The organism is Hyphococcus aureus, assembly GCF_042643165.1.
Taxonomy (GTDB): domain Bacteria; phylum Pseudomonadota; class Alphaproteobacteria; order Caulobacterales; family Parvularculaceae; genus Hyphococcus; species Hyphococcus aureus.
This window is the reverse complement of record NZ_JBHRSH010000002.1, coordinates 376,866-393,409: the sequence shown is the minus strand read 5'-3', so window position 1 is coordinate 393,409 and position 16,544 is coordinate 376,866. Positions and strand designations below refer to the sequence as shown.

Here is a 16,544-nt window from a genome sequence, read left to right as displayed (position 1 = left end):
ACATTCGCCCTGAATCCGTGTTATTAACCATATTGGAGTGACTGGCACGGAGGGGGATGATGGCTATGAAACTGAACAGGATGATGCTCGCAGCATGTGCCGCGGGTGCCGCCGTAATGATGGCGACGCCGGCCATGGCGGGACGCTGCGGACATTCTTATGCAGTGGATGCGCCGACGACCCTCGCCAAGGTGGCGCGCGCCTGCAACGTTTCCCTCTCGGCTTTGCGTGAAGCCAACACCGGGGTCGACCCCAGCTATGTTCGCCCGGGCGAACATCTTGGTGTGCCGGACGAGATCGCGAGCGCTACAGATATTCCGTCGGGGAGCGCTGATGTCGGCGTTGATTATAGCGGATCTTCCGTCCCCATCTATCAGTATGCGGAATATACGGAGCCGGCGCCGCAACCATCCAAACCGGAGGCGGTTGTTTATACGGCGTCGTCAGGTAATCCTTATTTCGTTCAGGCGAGCTACACAGCTCCTTATGTCGCCGAAGATGATCGTCTGAGCTACCAGCAGAAATCCGCAGCCCGCATCCGCAATGCCGGCGTTGTGCGCCAGACGCCTGTGACCTTGTCGCCGATGCGCTCCTATGCGCCGCAAGCGGTCACGATCTCGACGCAAACAGATCTCGTCACGGGCGATCCCGTATCGCCGCTGATGGAATGCGCCGTTCTGCGCCGCCAGCCGACCGGCAAGATTGAGCAAGTGCGCGAATTCAAGCCCGTGCCGGAAGGCCGTGAGACGCCTGCGCATTGCTCCGAGATCACCAATGTCTCCATGGGCGCGCCGTTGAAAGCAGGGCCGGAGATAGACGTCTCCGACTTCCTCTATTCTGAATATGAATCATTGCCGACCGACGCTTTTTTCACAGTGCTGAAAGGCTATGTCAGCAGCGCTGATGCAGAGTGCATCACCCTGCGCAGCGATGACGGCATGGTGTGGCGCGTTGGCGTGCCGCTGGCGCCGGTTGAAATGCTGGGCAAGGAAGCGACCATCTGGGCCGAGCAAACAACCGCGGCGCAATGCGGCGGTCTGGTCATGAACCGCGCAGTCTACGCCGAGCAGACCAACTAGGTCTGTCGCTGCTTTATCCTGATCTGAACCGCTGAGGCTGCGCCTTCTGCAGTCAGCTAGCAGCACCCGCCGCTGGATGCGATTTCTTCTGACTCCTGCCCGAAGGGAGAACTCGTGCCGCATCCCGGAAAAATGCCGTAATGGGTCGACCAGTCGCCGATAAAATCAAACCAGGGCGCAAAACGCGATTCCTTCAGCATGCGGAAGGTGTTGCCGCAGACAGCGAAGACCCGGCCTTTTTCAATGATGTGGTGATTGTCGAGTGCGAATGATTTCTCACTCTGCGCGAGGCCGCCCTTATAGACAACGGCCTGACCGTAATCCTCGCAGGCGGGCTCGAGCCCGTCGATCCTGAAAAGCCGGAAGGTTGCTGAATGAAATTGTGCGGGCGAAAGCTTTTCACGTAACTCCGCATTATTGATGGCGAGCGGGCGATCAGTGACGAGGCGCGGATCGGCAAAGCCTGCACGCTTGGCCATGTTCAGGAAATCATTCCAGTAAAGCGCGCCGCCCAGACATTCGCCTTGCGCCGCCGGATCTTTGCGCAGGTCTTCGCCAAGGCGCCGGTCTGCATAAACATCGGAGAAATAGAACTCTCCGCCGGGCTTTAAAAGCGCGTGGGCTGCGCTGAAAACCGCTTCCTTTTCTTCGACCAGATTGATGACGCAGTTGGAGACAATTACGTCAAAGGACGCAGGCTCAAGATCGAGACCGCCCAGGCGTTCGATGTCGCCCTCCAGAAAACGGACATTGGCGTAGCCGAACCGGTCTGCATGCCAATCGAGATGATCGCGCGCGACGGTGAGTTGTTCCGGCGTCATGTCAACGCCGATCACGTCGCCTGTCGCCCCGGCGAGCTGGGCGAGGGCGTATGCGTCCTGTCCCGAGCCGGAGCCAAGATCGAGAATGCGCGCGCCTTCGAGCGCTAGCGGGGCAATCAGGCCGCAGCCGTAATATTTGGCGCGCACATCGGGATGAATATTGGCGAGAAGCGCCCTCAAGTAGGACGGTGTGTCCGCAATGGTGCAGCAGGCGTCGGTCTGGAGATCGGCCGATGTGTTCAGCACCTTGCCGTAATAGTCTTTCACATTATCCTGGATGTTCATGAGTGTTTCCTGCTTGCGCCCTATGACCGCCAGCTTTACCGTTTTCTGAGCCGTCATCAACAAGCCTGATTGGCAGATGACGCTAAGGTGATCCGCGCGTGTATTGGCGCATCCAATAATTTTTACAAACATCACGGGGGAACGATAATGTCTGTCATGAAGCCAATATTGAATTTTCGGGCTGCGGCCCGCACGACAATGATCGCTGCGAGCGCATTGCTTGCCGCATGCGGCGCGCCTGAGGCCAAATCGCAAGGCGACGCCGCTGAAGCCGGGACCGCCGCATCCGGCGGCGCGCCTGCTGCAGCCAATAGTCAGGGGCCGACAGTCGGTCTCGATTCCATTCTGCAAACCAAAATCTACTATAGTGGCTTTCTGGGGTTCAATGAATACGATCTGATCTTTGCGCCGCCGGGGCAAGTTGATGCGAAAGTTGTCATCAAATCAAAAAACGATCCCGTCGCGGAGTTCGGATTTTTCCCGGACTATCGATACAGAGAAGGGGTGTTCGCGCGCATGCAGCCCGTCAATCATTCGGAGTACACCTTCACGCCGGGTGAGTATGTCATGGAATTTTACGTCTCGGGTGAACTTGCAACGCGTACACCATTCAAGGTGGTCGCCGACGCACCGAGCGGCGACGCCTTCAATCCCGAGCAGACCTTCCGTTTTGTCGGGCCGTGGCAAGATTTTGCCTATCTGACATTCACGCCGTTCAAGGATACAGAAACCGTCAACTTCTCCTTCTGGGCGGGGTCCGGCGATCTATCCGCCGGTCAAACGCGTGCGCCAGTCAATGCAAAGCTGACCCGAAACGGAAAGCTTGTGGCCCACAGCAAGGTCACTCAAGGCATGCTCGACCATGAGATGGCGCGCCGGCATACGCTGCTGTTGTTCCATCCTCATGAGCGCAAGGACGAGGCGAATGTTCCGGCGCTCACGAAAACAGATCTCCAGGAGAACGGCAATTACAAGCTGACGCTCGAACTCACCGAAACCGGCGAGGTCATTCGCAGCTTCTCTTTCAAGGCGAAAGGCGGCGAGCTTGTGCCGCTCCCCCGTACGGTTCTTGGGTATACGCCCAGGGCCGATTACATTGCGCCGCGTGTCGTGAAAGCCGGGTCATCGAATTATGAGTTCGTCGAAGCTTACTGGCTTCAGGCGAACTAGGCCTTGCCTTCGCCGCGCAAAGGCGCCGGAAGCGTCGTCAAATCGACAAATTCGGCGCCTATGATGTTTACGGATAAACAGAAAACTTGATCGCTATGGCGGCGAATGTTGAAAAGAGTGCGGGTGGCGTTATGCGGTTTGAGCCGTTGCGTTCAAAAATGCGGAGCGGTCTTGAAGCGCATCTCGACAAGGCGGCGCAAGCCTATCTTGGCGATCCGTCGCTGACGAGGATGGACTTTTCCCGCCCTGTGGGAGAGGCGGCGCTGTCCGGATGCGACTCGGTGTCATGGCGTATTTTCAAAAATCCGGTGACGCTGTTTATCGGCGGCGTCGCCGCCGTCATTCTTGAACTCGCGGAGCCGCGGGTGCGCTCCGGCGTGTGGGAGCATTCAAATTTTCGTAAAGACCCCGTCGGCCGGCTGAAGCGCACGGGGCTGGCAGCAATGGTCACCGTCTATGGCGCGCGCAGCGAGGCGGAAGCGATGATCGCGCGCATCAACGCCATCCATGACAGAATATCGGGCGTCACCACTGCGGGCGCGCCTTATCATGCAAGCGATTCCGAACTTCTGACCTGGGTGCAGGCGACAGCCGCCTTTGGTTTCCTTGAGGCCTACAGCGCCTATGCTTTCCCCATAAGCGACGTTGAGCGAAATCGTTATTACGGCGAAAGCGTCAAATCGGCGACCCTTTATGGTGCAACGAGCGCGCCACGCTCGCTGGCGGAACAAGCGGCCTTGTTCGGCGCCATGACGGATAAGCTGGAAGCCTCCGAAATTATCTTCGAGTTTCTGTCGATCATGAAAAAAGCCGAAGCCTTTCCACAACCAGCCCAGATTGCACAACACTCTCTTGTGCGCGCTGCGGTTGAACTCGTTCCGGGGCGCATCCGCGGCATCCTGGGCCTCGACAGACGTTATGGCTTAAGGCCTTTTGAGGGCCGCGTCGTCAGACGCATGGCCCGCAGGGCCGACCGTCTGGTGCTGAAGTCCGGCCCGGCCGCCACATCCTGCCGCCGCCTTGGCCTGCCTGACCACTATCTTTACCGGCGGCCGTGACGCCAGACTGTTCCGTGTCGGGACGGAAGTGCCGCAAATTTTCAGAAATCCGCTATCAAAAGTTTAGACCCGGTTAATTTTATAGATGTAGATGTACGCACTCTGGCCGGGGAGAGTCATGCGCATCACGCAAAAGGTTTCGCTTGCGCTTGTCATCGCGTTCGCTGCGCTGTGCGCCTTGCTCTGGGCTGCGCTGCAACTCAGTGTTGCGCCACAATTCACCGAATTTGAACTGCAAAAAGCCGAAGATAATTTCGAGCGCGCCCACAATATTATCGACCGGGAACTCAATCAGCTTGAAGCGTATCGACGTGACTATGGCGTCTGGGATGACGCCTATGAATTTGTCAAAGGCCGCAATCCGGGTTTTCTGGAAGAGGAATTACCGCTCAGCCTGCTCCATGAACTGGGGCTTAACATCTATATTTATCTGGGCTCGGACAGCGCCCTGATCGATGGCGTCGCTATCGACGGGGCGATGGAAAATGAAGTCAATATTGACGCCTACTCCCCGTCGCGGTTTGACGGCTGGCGAGGGTTCCAGGCGTCCCTGACGCCATTGGACGCCGCCCAGACTGTTGTTGCGACCGAGGCTGGCCTGATGCTGGTCGCATATGCGCCGGTCACCAATACCGACGGAAGCGGCGCTTATGCCGGTCATATTCTGACCGGGCGGATTATTGACGCGGCTTATATCGCAGCGTTGAAAAAACAGACCCGCGTCGAAATGGAGGTGACGCCGCTCAGCGACGCCCCGATGAAGACGGCCGCGATCAAGTCGGTTGTCAGAGCGGACGGATTCGTGTCCGTCGCCGCGCCGTTGACTGGCGCTGACGGCGAAGTTGTCGCCATGCTGACGGCGCGAACCCCGTGCGACATTACTGTCATCGGTCAAGGCACAATTCGCACAGCTTTCATATTCCTCACTGTAGCGGCCATGATCTTCATCGCTATTGTCAGCGTTCTTCTAAATAAGCTTGCTATTCATCCCATTGAAAAGCTGACAGCGATCATCAAGGACTCAGACGCCGAAAAGCTCGCAGTCGTGGATAATCTCGCCGATCGAAAAGACGAGATTGGCGTTCTGTATTCCAGCTTTACGAACCTTCTGGAACGCATTGACGAACATACCAGGCAACTCGCCGGGGCCCTGAAAGTCGCGGAGTCGGGAGAGCGCGCAAAAACCCATTTTCTGGCGAATATGAGTCATGAGATTCGCACCCCCATGAATGGCGTTATGGGCATGGCGGACCTTCTCGCCAGCACCAAACTCACGGATACGCAAAAGGGTTTTGTGGATGTGATCGTCAAATCCGGCGACGCTCTTCTGACGATCATCAACGATATTCTTGATTTCTCAAAGCTTGACGCTGGCATGGCGTCGATCAATCCCGCGCCGTTCATCCTAGCTGATGTGGTCGAGGATGTCTCGGCGCTGGTGGCGGCGCGCGCGACGTCAAAGCAAGTGGAGCTTGCCGTCAGGATTGATCCAAAACTTCCCTACAGCTTTGTGGGGGACGCAGGGCGCCTGCGTCAGATCCTCATCAACCTTGCCGGGAACGCCGTCAAATTTACCGATAAGGGATATGTGCTGATCGATGTGTCCCCGGTTTCGGAAACCCATGAGGAAAGGGTGGCGCTTAAATTTTCCGTCATCGATACCGGCGTCGGTATTCCAGAGCACAAGCGCCCCCATGTTTTCGAAAAATTCAACCAGGCCGATACCTCTTCCACCCGCGCACACGAAGGCACCGGGCTGGGGCTCGCCATCGCCAAGGCGCTGGTCGAATTGATGGGCGGCGAGATCGGCGTTGAATCGACTCCAGACGCCGGCTCTACGTTCTGGTTTTCCATCGCCCTCGAAGTGAACACCAAAGAACTGCCCAAAACAGTAGACTATGAAGAGGCTGCGGGTGCGCGAATTTTGATCATCGATGATAATGGCGTGAACCGCCGCATTCTCGAAGAACAGACCTCAGCCTGGGGCTGTCCGTCTCAATCCTGTGATAGCGGCGAGGAAGGGCTGAAAATTTTACGCGCGGCTGTTGAAAAACGCGAGCCGTTTGATCTCGTGATCATGGACTATCACATGCCGCGTATGAACGGTGTCGATGCTGTGCGCCTCATTCGCGCGGAGCCGTCGCTCGCCGGAACAGCCATCATCATGCTTACTTCGGTCGATCACGCGAACGCCACTGAGCACTTCAAAGAGATTGGCGTCGACTCCCATCTGACCAAGCCGGCGCGCTCGGCGGCGTTGCAACGGGCTGTCGCGCGCGCCCTCCATCATACGGCACCGGAACAGACAGCCACACCGGAAAATAACGAAAAGCCAGCGCCAGCTGCGCCTCATAGCCATGAGGGGGTCGATGTCTTGGTGGTTGAGGATGTCGATGTCTTGGTGGTTGAGGATAATGAAGTGAACCGACTTGTGGTTTCCCATATTCTCAGAGCGGGCGGGTATAGCTATGAGATGGCGGTGAATGGCCGCGACGCTGTTGAAAAATTCAGGATATTGAAACCGAAACTCATCCTGATGGATGTCTCCATGCCGGAGATGAACGGGTATGAGGCGACAGCGGCCATACGCGAGATAGAGAAAGATGACGATCGGCGCACGCCGATCATTGGCGTCACCGCTCATGCGGTGAAAGGCGACCGTGAAGACTGCATTACCTCCGGTATGGATGATTACGTCCCCAAGCCAGTCTCTCCGGCGACGCTGACGGCCAAGATTGCCGAACATCTGCGTACCGCCGCCTCCGACGCGGCTTAGTCCGCGACGCCGTCGATACAGGCGTTGACCACAAGCCGGTAAGATGAATCCGACGGCATCGTCATCTCGGCGCCTTCCACCACCACCCGTATCGGGCTGTGAGACTCCGCCAGAAGGTGAATGAACGGATCGTTCGCGGGCAGGGCGCCTTCGCTCATGGGCAGGCCGGCGCCGTTGGGGGTCATGGCGACCTCCTGTTTCCCCTCGGCAATCTCGATCGACAGGGTGTGCGTGTCGCGAGCGGCGTGCTGAAAGACGACCTGCCCCTCACGGCAGGCGACCACAAACAGCGCTTCGCTGCGCGGCGGACCGAAGCCTGCCCAAGGATAGCCATTGCTGTCCTTATAAAACCACGCGCCATCCACAGTCTCCGCCGCCGCAGGCGTGACTTCCGGCGCGGGCTCAATTTCCGCCTTGAGCGCATCATCCCTGTCGCCGCAAGCAGCGAGAATCGCGGCAAAGGCGGCGAGGGTGAGAACTTTCAGTGTGAGGTCAGGGTGATCCATGCTGAGCGAACATGGGCGCTGTTTCTTTAGTTCCCGCGCCCGCCCCTGAAAGGCTGTCCTGTTTCTGGACGTTTACGGCTTCCGGCCCAGGCGCTGAAAAACCAGGCGGGACTAGCCCCGAGAGCATTTGCGCGCGCGGCCCAACCGGCCTATGGAAACGGCCAAAGGCAGCAGGAACGCCCCAGGACCCTTTATGACCGCGATCACCCCGGAAATCGTAGCCGAGCATGGCCTAAAGCCAGAAGAATATGAGCGCATCAAGACGCATATGGGCCGCGAGCCCAATCTGGTGGAACTCGGGATTTTCTCGGTCATGTGGTCTGAGCACTGCTCCTACAAATCCTCACGGCGGCATCTGAAGAAACTGCCGACCTCGGCGCCGTGGGTGATCTGTGGGCCCGGCGAGAATGCCGGCGTCATCGACATCGGGACCGACAAGGACGGGGTTCCGCTCGCCGCCATCTTCAAGATGGAGAGCCACAACCATCCGAGTTTCATCGAACCCTATCAGGGGGCGGCGACAGGCGTCGGCGGCATCATGCGCGACGTCTTCACCATGGGTGCGCGGCCCGTCGCGAATATGAACGCCCTGCGCTTTGGCGAGTGGTCTAATTCAAAGACGCGCCACCTGGTTGGCGGCGTCGTCTCCGGCATTGGCGGCTATGGCAATTGCATGGGCGTGCCGACCGTCGGCGGTGAGACAAATTTCGACCCCGGCTACAACGGCAACATTCTGGTCAACGCCATGACCGTGGGCGTCGCCGAGAAAGCAAAAATCTTTTATTCCGCCGCGCGCGGCGCCGGGAACCCGGTCGTTTATGTGGGCTCAAAGACCGGCCGCGATGGCATTCACGGCGCAACCATGGCGTCCGCGGAATTTGACGATGCGTCCGAGGAAAAACGTCCCACAGTACAGGTGGGCGATCCGTTCACGGAGAAACTCCTGCTTGAAGCCTGTTTGGAGCTGATGGCGTCGGACGCGATCATCGCCATTCAGGATATGGGCGCGGCGGGCCTGACCTCTTCCTCCGTCGAAATGGCGGCGAAAGGCGGCGGCGGTTTTGAGCTGGACCTCGACCATGTGCCCCAGCGCGAAGAAAACATGACCGCCTATGAAATGATGCTCTCGGAGTCCCAGGAACGCATGCTCATGGTGTTGAAGCCGGGCCGGGAAGATGCGGCGCGGGCGATCTTTGAAAAATGGGGCGTTGATTTCGCCGTCATCGGCGTCACGACCGACTCTGGCCGCCTTGTTATCAAACATCAGGGCGCGACCGTCGCCGATATGCCGGTGCCGCCGCTTGCGGACGATGCGCCGAATTACGACCGGCCTTATGAGCCGCAGCCGAAACCGGCGCCGCTGGCCGACCCGACCGTTTCCTATCGCGAGGCGCAGGCGATTTTGCGCAGTCCCGGCAAGTCCGAAGAGGAGATGCGCGTGATTGCGGAAGCGCTGATCGCGGACCGGCTCTCCGATGGCGATCTTGTCGACGCCGTTGGTATGACGGTGACGCCGGGTGAGGCGCGGATATACGCCCGCTCAAAACCGGAAGGTGTCAGCTTCTCTGGCTTTGAAGAAGCAGCGCGCAATCTCGCCAATAGCGGCGTCGTAGAGACCACCGAAGTCGAGCAGCGCGAGGAGCAATTGTCGCTCGCCGATGCGCCGGGCGGAGACACCATGCTGACGGCGCTGGCGAAGCTGATGGGCACGCCCGATCTGTGCTCGCGCCGCTGGATCTGGGAGCAATATGACCACACCGTCATGGGCGATACGATTATCCTGCCCGGGGGCGATGCTGCGCTGGTGCGCATTCATGACACCAATCGCGCGCTCGCCATCACCACCGACGTCACGCCGCGCTATGTAAAGGCCGATCCCCATGAGGGCGGCAAACAGGCGGTTGCAGAGACCTATCGCAATATTTGCGCAACCGGCGCCTCGCCGCTGGCGATCACCAACTGCCTCAATTTCGGCAATCCCGAACGCCCGGAAATTATGGCGCAGTTTGTCGGCGCTATCGAAGGCATGGCGGAGGCGTGCGAAGCGCTCAGCTATCCGGTGATCTCCGGCAATGTCTCGCTCTATAATGAAACCAATGGCGCCGCGATCCCGCCGACCCCGGCCATTGGCGGTGTTGGCGTGCTGGAAGACCTCACCAAGGCGGTGCGTGTTGGCGGCGCCGAAGCCGGTGAGGAACTGATCGCCATTGGCGTCACGCGCGGCTGGCTTGGCCAGTCTTTATATATGCGCGAGCTGTTCGATCAGACGGAGGGCGCGCCGCCGCCCGTTGATCTCGCGCTGGAGCGCAAGACTGGCGAGTTAATCCGTAAGCTGATTGATGAAGGCCTCGTCACCGCCTGTCACGATGTCGCCGATGGCGGCATCATTGTGGCGGCTGCGGAAATGGCGCTCGCCGCCGGACGCGGTCTCAACCTGACGACGCCGGTGAAAGCGCGCAAGGCCGCCTTCTGGTTCGGCGAGGATCAGGGCCGCTATCTCGTCGCCGCGGCGCCCGCCGCTGCTGACACCCTCCTCTTGAAGGCCGCGATGGCCGGCGTTCAGGCGTCGAAAATCGGCCGTTTCGGTGGGCCCGATCTGTTGCTGGATAACAAGGACGCGCTGTCGCTCCTTGATTTGTCTGATATTTTTGAATCTGCGCTGCCTGATTACATGAAGGCGGCCGCAAAGGAGGCTGACCCCATGCCCATGGCTGGCGACGATATCAAGAAACTCATCCTCGAGGCGCTGCCCGACGCGGAGATCGAACTGGAAGATCTCGCCGGCGACAATGATCACTGGCGCGCCCGCATCGTCTCCGCCGCCTTCAACGGCAAGTCTCGTGTTCAGCAGCACCAGTTGGTCTACAGAGCATTGAAAGGCCGCATGGGTGGCGAACTTCATGCGCTGGCGCTGGAGACTGAGGCGAAGGAGTAGGAAACTATTCATCTCCAAGGGGACTGCCCCTAAACTAGTACACTTAAATAGACTTACGCCCGCATCACAAATCTATTGTCTTACAATAAGATTTTCTTTAATTGTAATAATTGGGGAATTTGTGATGGACTCTACTTACGATGCGCTGAAGGGCAAAAGGAAATCTGTTCCGCCGACTTCAAAGCTAGTGGTTGGTCACTCAGACGGCGCCGGTCATATCGTCAAAGAGATACTCGGTCAAAGCGTTCGAGCCGCATCCTATGTTACGGACCATGATCACTTGCGATGGAAATATCATGCGGATGCCGGAAACCTTCCGCCGAAGCTGCTGCCTGCCGTCAGTAACTTCGATGCGTTATTAACGCGAATAAAGAAGAATGTTCCGAAAGAGTTTCGCAGACCTTATTACGATCAAGTCGGAAAGTCTCTTTATCTGGCGTTGGATGATGGAGACCCAGACAACATTGATATGCACTTTTCCGACATTAAGCGTCAGCTACAGGAAATCATAAAAGCCCCCGTGTTGTATGCGTTAGCAGGCGCGGGGCTTTCTTTTATCCTCGTCTTTGGTTGTTTTCTGACATATCGCTATTGCTCAGACCCCTTACTAAGCGAATATTCTCAATATATTGGCATGGGGGCGCTTGGGTCCATGCTTTCCCTGCTGCAAAGAAGCCGTGAAGTCTGGCCTTTTTCTTCATCAGGGAGCGTGTGGGTAATAGTGCAGGGAGCAACGCGACCATTTATTGGTGGCGTTATTGCGATCGGCTTAGCTCTTCTCGTGAAGGCGAATCTAATGATGGGGTCTTTGGTGACAACACCTTATACTTTGCTCGCCATGTCTTTCTTTGTTGGCCTTAGTGAGCGCATAATCCCAGAAATTTCAAAAAATATAGAACGTGTTATGGTCAACTCATAACCGGAATTTTAAGTTTTTTTGAGTGAAGTTTCCGGCATTGATTGCACAATGCAAAATGCAGAGAAGCTATTTATATCCACAAAATCAGTTCTGCTCATTTTATTGTCCGTAACTATTTGGGAAGCATGTTCGAGAAATATTGAGGCCAGTGTAGACACGAAGCCTCTCATGCATGATTCAAGTTTGGCAGATTCTAATATGCGCGCTGATATTGCCGGCGTCATATCCAATCTCGAAACCGCCTGGAAAAACGCCGACGGAAATGCTTGGGCCGCGCAGTTTACGGATGACGCAGATTTCATGGTCTGGTTTGGCTACCGCCTGCATGGCGCCGATGCGATCGGATACGGTCATCAGGATCTCTGGGATGGCTTTTACGCGGGAACCGTTTTCGATCTGGAAATTGTTGCTGTTCGCCAGATCGCTGACGACATCGCGATCGCACATCTGGACGGCTGGGTTTATCCCGCCGAAGAGACGCGCCCCGAAACGCCGGCGGTTTCCAAACCGATAGTTGTGCTCGCCAAGCAGGAAAACAGCTGGAAGATTGAAGCCTTTCAGAACACCCCCGGCTTCGGCCCGCAATGTTTTGGCAATGATCTCAGTAACGCTGTCGCCCGGGGCGGCTGTGTTCCGCCCGGTCAGTAAGCGATTGCGCTCTCAAGAAGTTTCGCGTCCATAATGGGAAAACCCTGATTTACCCGCATTGGCGAAACCGCCGCGGAGTAGGGCGCTTGCCCCCTTTCCGCCGCCCCGGTAGGGTCCGCGCAAGTTCAGTCTCTGAAGGACCTTCCCCCATGGTTTTCTCCCGTTTTCTCTTGATTTCAGCCTCTTTCGCCGTCCTTGCGGCCTGTTCCAGAGGCGGCGAAACCGACGGGGAAACGACCTATATCGAAGACGATGCAAGTTCGAGCGAGCCCGGCGAGGAAGCCGAGGCCGTCTGGCGCGCCGCAACGCCGGAAGACGCCGCCGATAAATTCACTTATTCGAACTACAACGACATTCGCGTCACCCATGTTGACCTCGATCTCAATATCGATTTCGACACAAAAGTGATTTCCGGTTCGGCGACGCTCGATTTCGAGCGAGAGAAAAATGACGTCGACACGCTGGTGCTCGACGCCAATGACCTGAAGATCGAAATGGTCGAGGCGCATGTTGGCGGCGACTGGATCACCGCCGGTTACACGATGGGCCCTGATGACGAAGTCATGGGGTCGCGCTTTGCGATTACCTTGCCCGACGGCGCCGATCAGGTGCGTGTTGCGTATGAGACAAGCCCGGACGCAGAAGGCATTCAGTGGCTGTCGCCGGAGCAGACGGCCGGCAAGCAACATCCTTACCTCTTCACCCAGTTCCAGCCGCTTTATGCGCGCACTATGATCCCGTTGCAGGACACGCCCGCCGTGCGCATCACCTATGATGCGCATCTGACCACGCCGCCGGAGCTGATCGCCGTCATGAGCGCGCGTCAGGACGAGGATGGCGACCGCGACGGCGATTATTCCTTCCGCATGTCCCAGCCGATCCCGTCTTATCTGTTGGCGCTCGCCGTCGGCGACATCGAATTCAAGGCGATCAACGATCATATGGGCGTCTATGCGGAGGACTATATTCTCGACGCCTCAGCGGCGGAGTTCGAAGACACGCCAATGATGGAAGAGGCGATTGAAGCCTTTTACGGGCCTTTTCGCTGGGGGCGTTACGATCAGATCGTCTTGCCGCCGAGCTTTCCATTCGGGGGCATGGAAAATCCGCGACTTTCCTTCATGACGCCGACGCTGATCGCCGGCGACAAGAGCCTGACCAATGTGGTCGCTCATGAGCTCGCGCATTCATGGTCGGGCAATCTTGTCACAAATTCCAACTGGCGCGACGCCTGGCTCAATGAAGGCTTCACGAGCTATGTCGAGAACCGCACCATGGAAGCGCTTTATGGCGAGGAACGCGCTGTCATGGAGCGCTCCCTCGACAAGAAGTCGCTGATGGAAGATGTCGCAGGGGCCGCGCGGCCCGAGTTGACGGCGCTGAAAATGCCGACCGATCTCGGCCATCCTGACGATGCTTTTTCTGACGTCTCCTATGTGGGCGGCATGTTCTTTCTGAAGTTTCTGGAGAACCGCTTCGGGCGCGAAACTTTCGACGCATTTCTGAAAGATTATTTCGATCACTTCGCGTTCCAGTCCATCACCACGGAAGATTTCCTCACTTATTTTGAAGATAATCTGTGGGCGGATCACCCGGAAGCGGTCAGTCAGGCTGAAATCAACGCATGGGTCTATGAGCCCGGTTTCCCCGACACGATTGAAGACCCGCAATCGGACGCTTTCGACAAGGTGACGGCGCAGATGAATGCGTGGCTCGGCGCTGGCGACGTAGACGGTTTTGAAACAAGCGCCTGGACCACCCATGAATGGCTGCATTTCATTCGCAGCCTGCCGGACAATATATCGGTGGAACAACTGGCGGCGCTGGATGGGCGCTTCTCGCTGTCCACGTCACAAAATGCGGAGATCGCCAATGTCTGGTACCAGACGGCGATCAAGGCCGGTTACGAACCGGCTTTTGAACCGCTCGACGATTTCCTGATGCGGGTCGGGCGCGGCAAGTTCATTTATCCGCTTTATCAGACGCTGGTGGATAATGGCCGCCGCGAGTGGGCGGTCGCCGTTTATGAGCGCGCGCGCGCCGGCTATCACCCCATCGCACAGCGCCGGATTGATGCGATTTTCGCTGGGTAATTACTGGCTGTTGGCGGAGCTGTTGGTTGAGGGCCCGCGCAGGAGAATCTCCAGCATCGGGCAGACCATCACATGACCGTCAAACACCGCGCCGACAATCAGCGTGTTGTCCCAGACCGCGCCAACGGATGAACCGTTGATCTCGCCATTGACGGAGATGAGAACGTCGGAGGCGAGGCCGTTGCGCGGATTGAGGCGAATGACATGAGACGGGGCGATCGCTTCCGGGTCCTTGGCGTGTTCGACAAAATCGAAAATCTTTGAATGGCCCGCCACCCACAGGGCGCCGTCGCGCGACACCTCGATATTGTCAGGCGCGGTGTTGACGCCAAGATTTTTCACCCGCTTCAAGGCGCCGCTCTGCGCATCGCGCGAAAAAACGCCAATGCGGCGTTTCAACAATTCCGCGATGTAAAGCGTGTTTCCATCGGCGGATTTATTGATCCCGTTGGCGTAGGTGAGACCGCTTACGACAGAGCGGCCTTCTGCGCCGTCATAATAAACGGTGTTGGTAAGCGGGAGCGCAAGATAGGATTCAAGCGCTGATAACGGACCGCTCTCAAAACGCCGGTCATTGGTTGCATAGAACTGCCGTGGGCCGACGCCGACCACATCATTGGGGGAATGCATCGCCGGGAAGGAAACACTTTCGAGATGGATGAGGTCGCCGGCGGCGCCTACATCGAATATCTCGACGATCTGCTCGCCCGTGGTCGGATGACTGATCACGAATAGCCGCTTGGTTCCGTCCGCGCCCTTCCACAGGCTGATCCCGTGGGGCAGGAAATTCTTCATCGCGGGCGAAACCCGGCGCACCGCATCGGAGCCATCAAGGCTCAGGGCGTAAATGCCGTTCAGCGGATTAACGCCTTCGCCGCCTTCACCGTTAAACCAGGCGCGACGGTCCGCGGCGGAAATGAAGGCGAGGTTGAGTTCCGGGTCGATGGTGACATCTTCCGTGCCCGGCGCCACGTCGACGCGACGGCACTGATCAACAAGCTTTGTGTCGAGTTCAGCGAATGCGCCCGATGCGGGCACAAGATGATAAACCAACCGTCCGGCGGCGATGACCGCCAGGATCCCCAAGGCCCAAAGAAAAATCCGCATTTACGCCTCACCCCGCCATGCCGGCCCTGTCCGGGCGGCGCGGCGCGCCTTTATCCCAGGAGTTTAACGCAGTAGACCCCGCTGCGCCAGCCGCTTGGATTTTCGCGGTTTTTCCGTACATGGTGGGCGCTGCGCCGTGAACAGGAGGTCTGGCGAGAAACATGACAGACAAGAGGATCATCGCCAGCCCCCGGCAATTGCCAGGCGCGCTCGCCGGGATGCTCCGCGCCAAATATGAGGTGCGCGAGCCTGAAGGCGCCGTCGCGGCGCCGGGCGAGTTTGCAACCTATTCGCAAGGCGCTGAGGCGGTGTTCGCGACAGCTTTTGACGAGATGGACGCCGGTTTCGTGGAAGCCTTGCCCAACACAGTGAAGCTGATCGCGTCGATCGGCGTCGGCGTCGATCATATCGATCTCGACGCGGCCAAGGCGCGAGGCATCGCCGTTTCCAATACGCCGGAAGTGACGACAGCCTGTCTTGCCGACACGACCATGGGATTGATCATCGCCGCCTGCCGCCGGTTTCGCGAAGGGCTGGACATTGCAAAGACAGGTGAGGGGCGCGGCATGCTGACGCCGGAAAGCTGGAGCCAGCGCGTCACCGGACGCACTCTTGGCATTGTCGGCATGGGCAATGTCGGAAAGGAAGTCGCCAGACGTGCGGCGGGGTTCGATCTCAACATTATCTACACAACGCCGCGGCCGTCGGCGGAGATCGACAAGGCTTACAACGCCCGCGCTGTTTCGTTCGACGAGCTTTTGAAACAGGCGGACATCATCTCGCTGCATTGTCCGCTGAAAGAGGAAACCCATCATTTGATCGACAAGGCGGCGATTGAAAAGATGAAACCCGCAGCCGTGATCATCAATATCTCGCGCGGACCGGTGATCGATGAACTGGCGCTGATCGAGGCGTTGAAGTCAGGCCGTCTTTTCGCCGCCGGGCTCGATGTGTTTGAAACTGAACCGGACCCAATTCGCGAAGACCTCTATTCCCTGCCCAATGTTTTTTGCCTGCCGCATATTGCGTCGGCCACTTGGGAAAGCCGCGCGGCCATGGCGATGCGCGTGCTCGCTAATATCGATGCATTTTTTGAGGCGGGCGCTCCAAAGGATCGGGTGGCTTAAGGCGCTCATTTTACTTCATC

The 16,544-nt window shown here is 57.9% G+C and carries 12 protein-coding genes; 9 read left to right on the top strand and 3 right to left on the bottom strand.

Going from position 1 to position 16,544, the window contains the following annotated elements; all coding sequences use genetic code 11:
* Positions 1–65 precede the first annotated feature (65 nt).
* A complete protein-coding gene (locus tag ACFOOP_RS14905; RefSeq protein ID WP_379881912.1) occupies positions 66–1,079 on the top strand; it encodes a hypothetical protein in 1,014 nt (337 codons plus the stop codon).
* 56 nt (positions 1,080–1,135) lie between these two features.
* Here the strand turns inward: ACFOOP_RS14905 and ACFOOP_RS14900 are convergent, their stop codons facing one another.
* A complete protein-coding gene (locus ACFOOP_RS14900; RefSeq protein ID WP_379882903.1) occupies positions 1,136–2,185 on the bottom strand; it encodes a methyltransferase domain-containing protein in 1,050 nt (349 codons plus the stop codon).
* Positions 2,186–2,332: 147 nt separating this feature from the next.
* Here ACFOOP_RS14900 and ACFOOP_RS14895 point away from each other — a divergent pair, with 147 nt between their 5' ends.
* From ACFOOP_RS14895 to ACFOOP_RS14885, 3 genes are all read left to right on the top strand, one after another.
* Entirely contained in the window at positions 2,333–3,355 is a 1,023-nt protein-coding gene (locus tag ACFOOP_RS14895) for a hypothetical protein (protein WP_379881911.1), read from the top strand.
* 95 nt (positions 3,356–3,450) lie between these two features.
* Positions 3,451–4,413 carry an oxygenase MpaB family protein gene (locus ACFOOP_RS14890; RefSeq protein WP_379881910.1) on the top strand — a complete coding sequence of 321 codons (963 nt, stop codon included), beginning with the start codon at positions 3,451–3,453 and terminating at the stop codon, positions 4,411–4,413.
* 118 nt (positions 4,414–4,531) lie between these two features.
* The gene (locus ACFOOP_RS14885) at positions 4,532–7,189 is read left to right on the top strand and encodes a hybrid sensor histidine kinase/response regulator (RefSeq protein WP_379881909.1); all 2,658 of its coding nucleotides are present in this window, start codon (positions 4,532–4,534) and stop codon (positions 7,187–7,189) included.
* Here the strand turns inward: ACFOOP_RS14885 and ACFOOP_RS14880 are convergent.
* Positions 7,186–7,695, bottom strand: coding sequence for a hypothetical protein (locus ACFOOP_RS14880; RefSeq protein WP_379881908.1), 510 nt, complete (start codon positions 7,693–7,695; stop codon positions 7,186–7,188). The two genes, ACFOOP_RS14885 and ACFOOP_RS14880, sit on opposite strands and share 4 nt — an antisense overlap.
* 193 nt (positions 7,696–7,888) lie before the next feature.
* On the opposite strand from ACFOOP_RS14880, the gene purL reads away from it, so the two are divergent.
* From purL to ACFOOP_RS14860, 4 genes are all read left to right on the top strand, one after another.
* Positions 7,889–10,630, top strand: coding sequence for a phosphoribosylformylglycinamidine synthase subunit PurL (gene purL, locus ACFOOP_RS14875; RefSeq protein WP_379881907.1), 2,742 nt, complete (start codon positions 7,889–7,891; stop codon positions 10,628–10,630).
* Positions 10,631–10,754: 124 nt separating this feature from the next.
* Positions 10,755–11,549 carry a hypothetical protein gene (locus ACFOOP_RS14870; RefSeq protein WP_379881906.1) on the top strand — a complete coding sequence of 265 codons (795 nt, stop codon included), beginning with the start codon at positions 10,755–10,757 and terminating at the stop codon, positions 11,547–11,549.
* A 198-nt stretch (positions 11,550–11,747) separates the two neighbouring features.
* Positions 11,748–12,197 (top strand): SgcJ/EcaC family oxidoreductase, encoded by a 450-nt coding sequence (locus tag ACFOOP_RS14865; protein WP_379881905.1) that lies wholly within the window; start codon positions 11,748–11,750, stop codon positions 12,195–12,197.
* 149 nt (positions 12,198–12,346) lie between these two features.
* Positions 12,347–14,290 (top strand): M1 family metallopeptidase, encoded by a 1,944-nt coding sequence (locus ACFOOP_RS14860; protein ID WP_379881904.1) that lies wholly within the window; start codon positions 12,347–12,349, stop codon positions 14,288–14,290.
* On the opposite strand, the gene ACFOOP_RS14855 is transcribed toward ACFOOP_RS14860, so the two are convergent.
* On the bottom strand, positions 14,291–15,397 hold the full coding sequence (locus tag ACFOOP_RS14855; protein WP_379881903.1) for an SMP-30/gluconolactonase/LRE family protein: 1,107 nt from the start codon (positions 15,395–15,397) through the stop codon (positions 14,291–14,293). It abuts the gene before it with no gap.
* A 161-nt stretch (positions 15,398–15,558) separates the two neighbouring features.
* Between ACFOOP_RS14855 and ACFOOP_RS14850 the strand changes: the two genes are divergently transcribed.
* Positions 15,559–16,524, top strand: a complete 966-nt coding sequence (locus ACFOOP_RS14850; protein WP_379881902.1) for a 2-hydroxyacid dehydrogenase — start codon at positions 15,559–15,561, stop codon at positions 16,522–16,524.
* Positions 16,525–16,544: the final 20 nt, after the last annotated feature.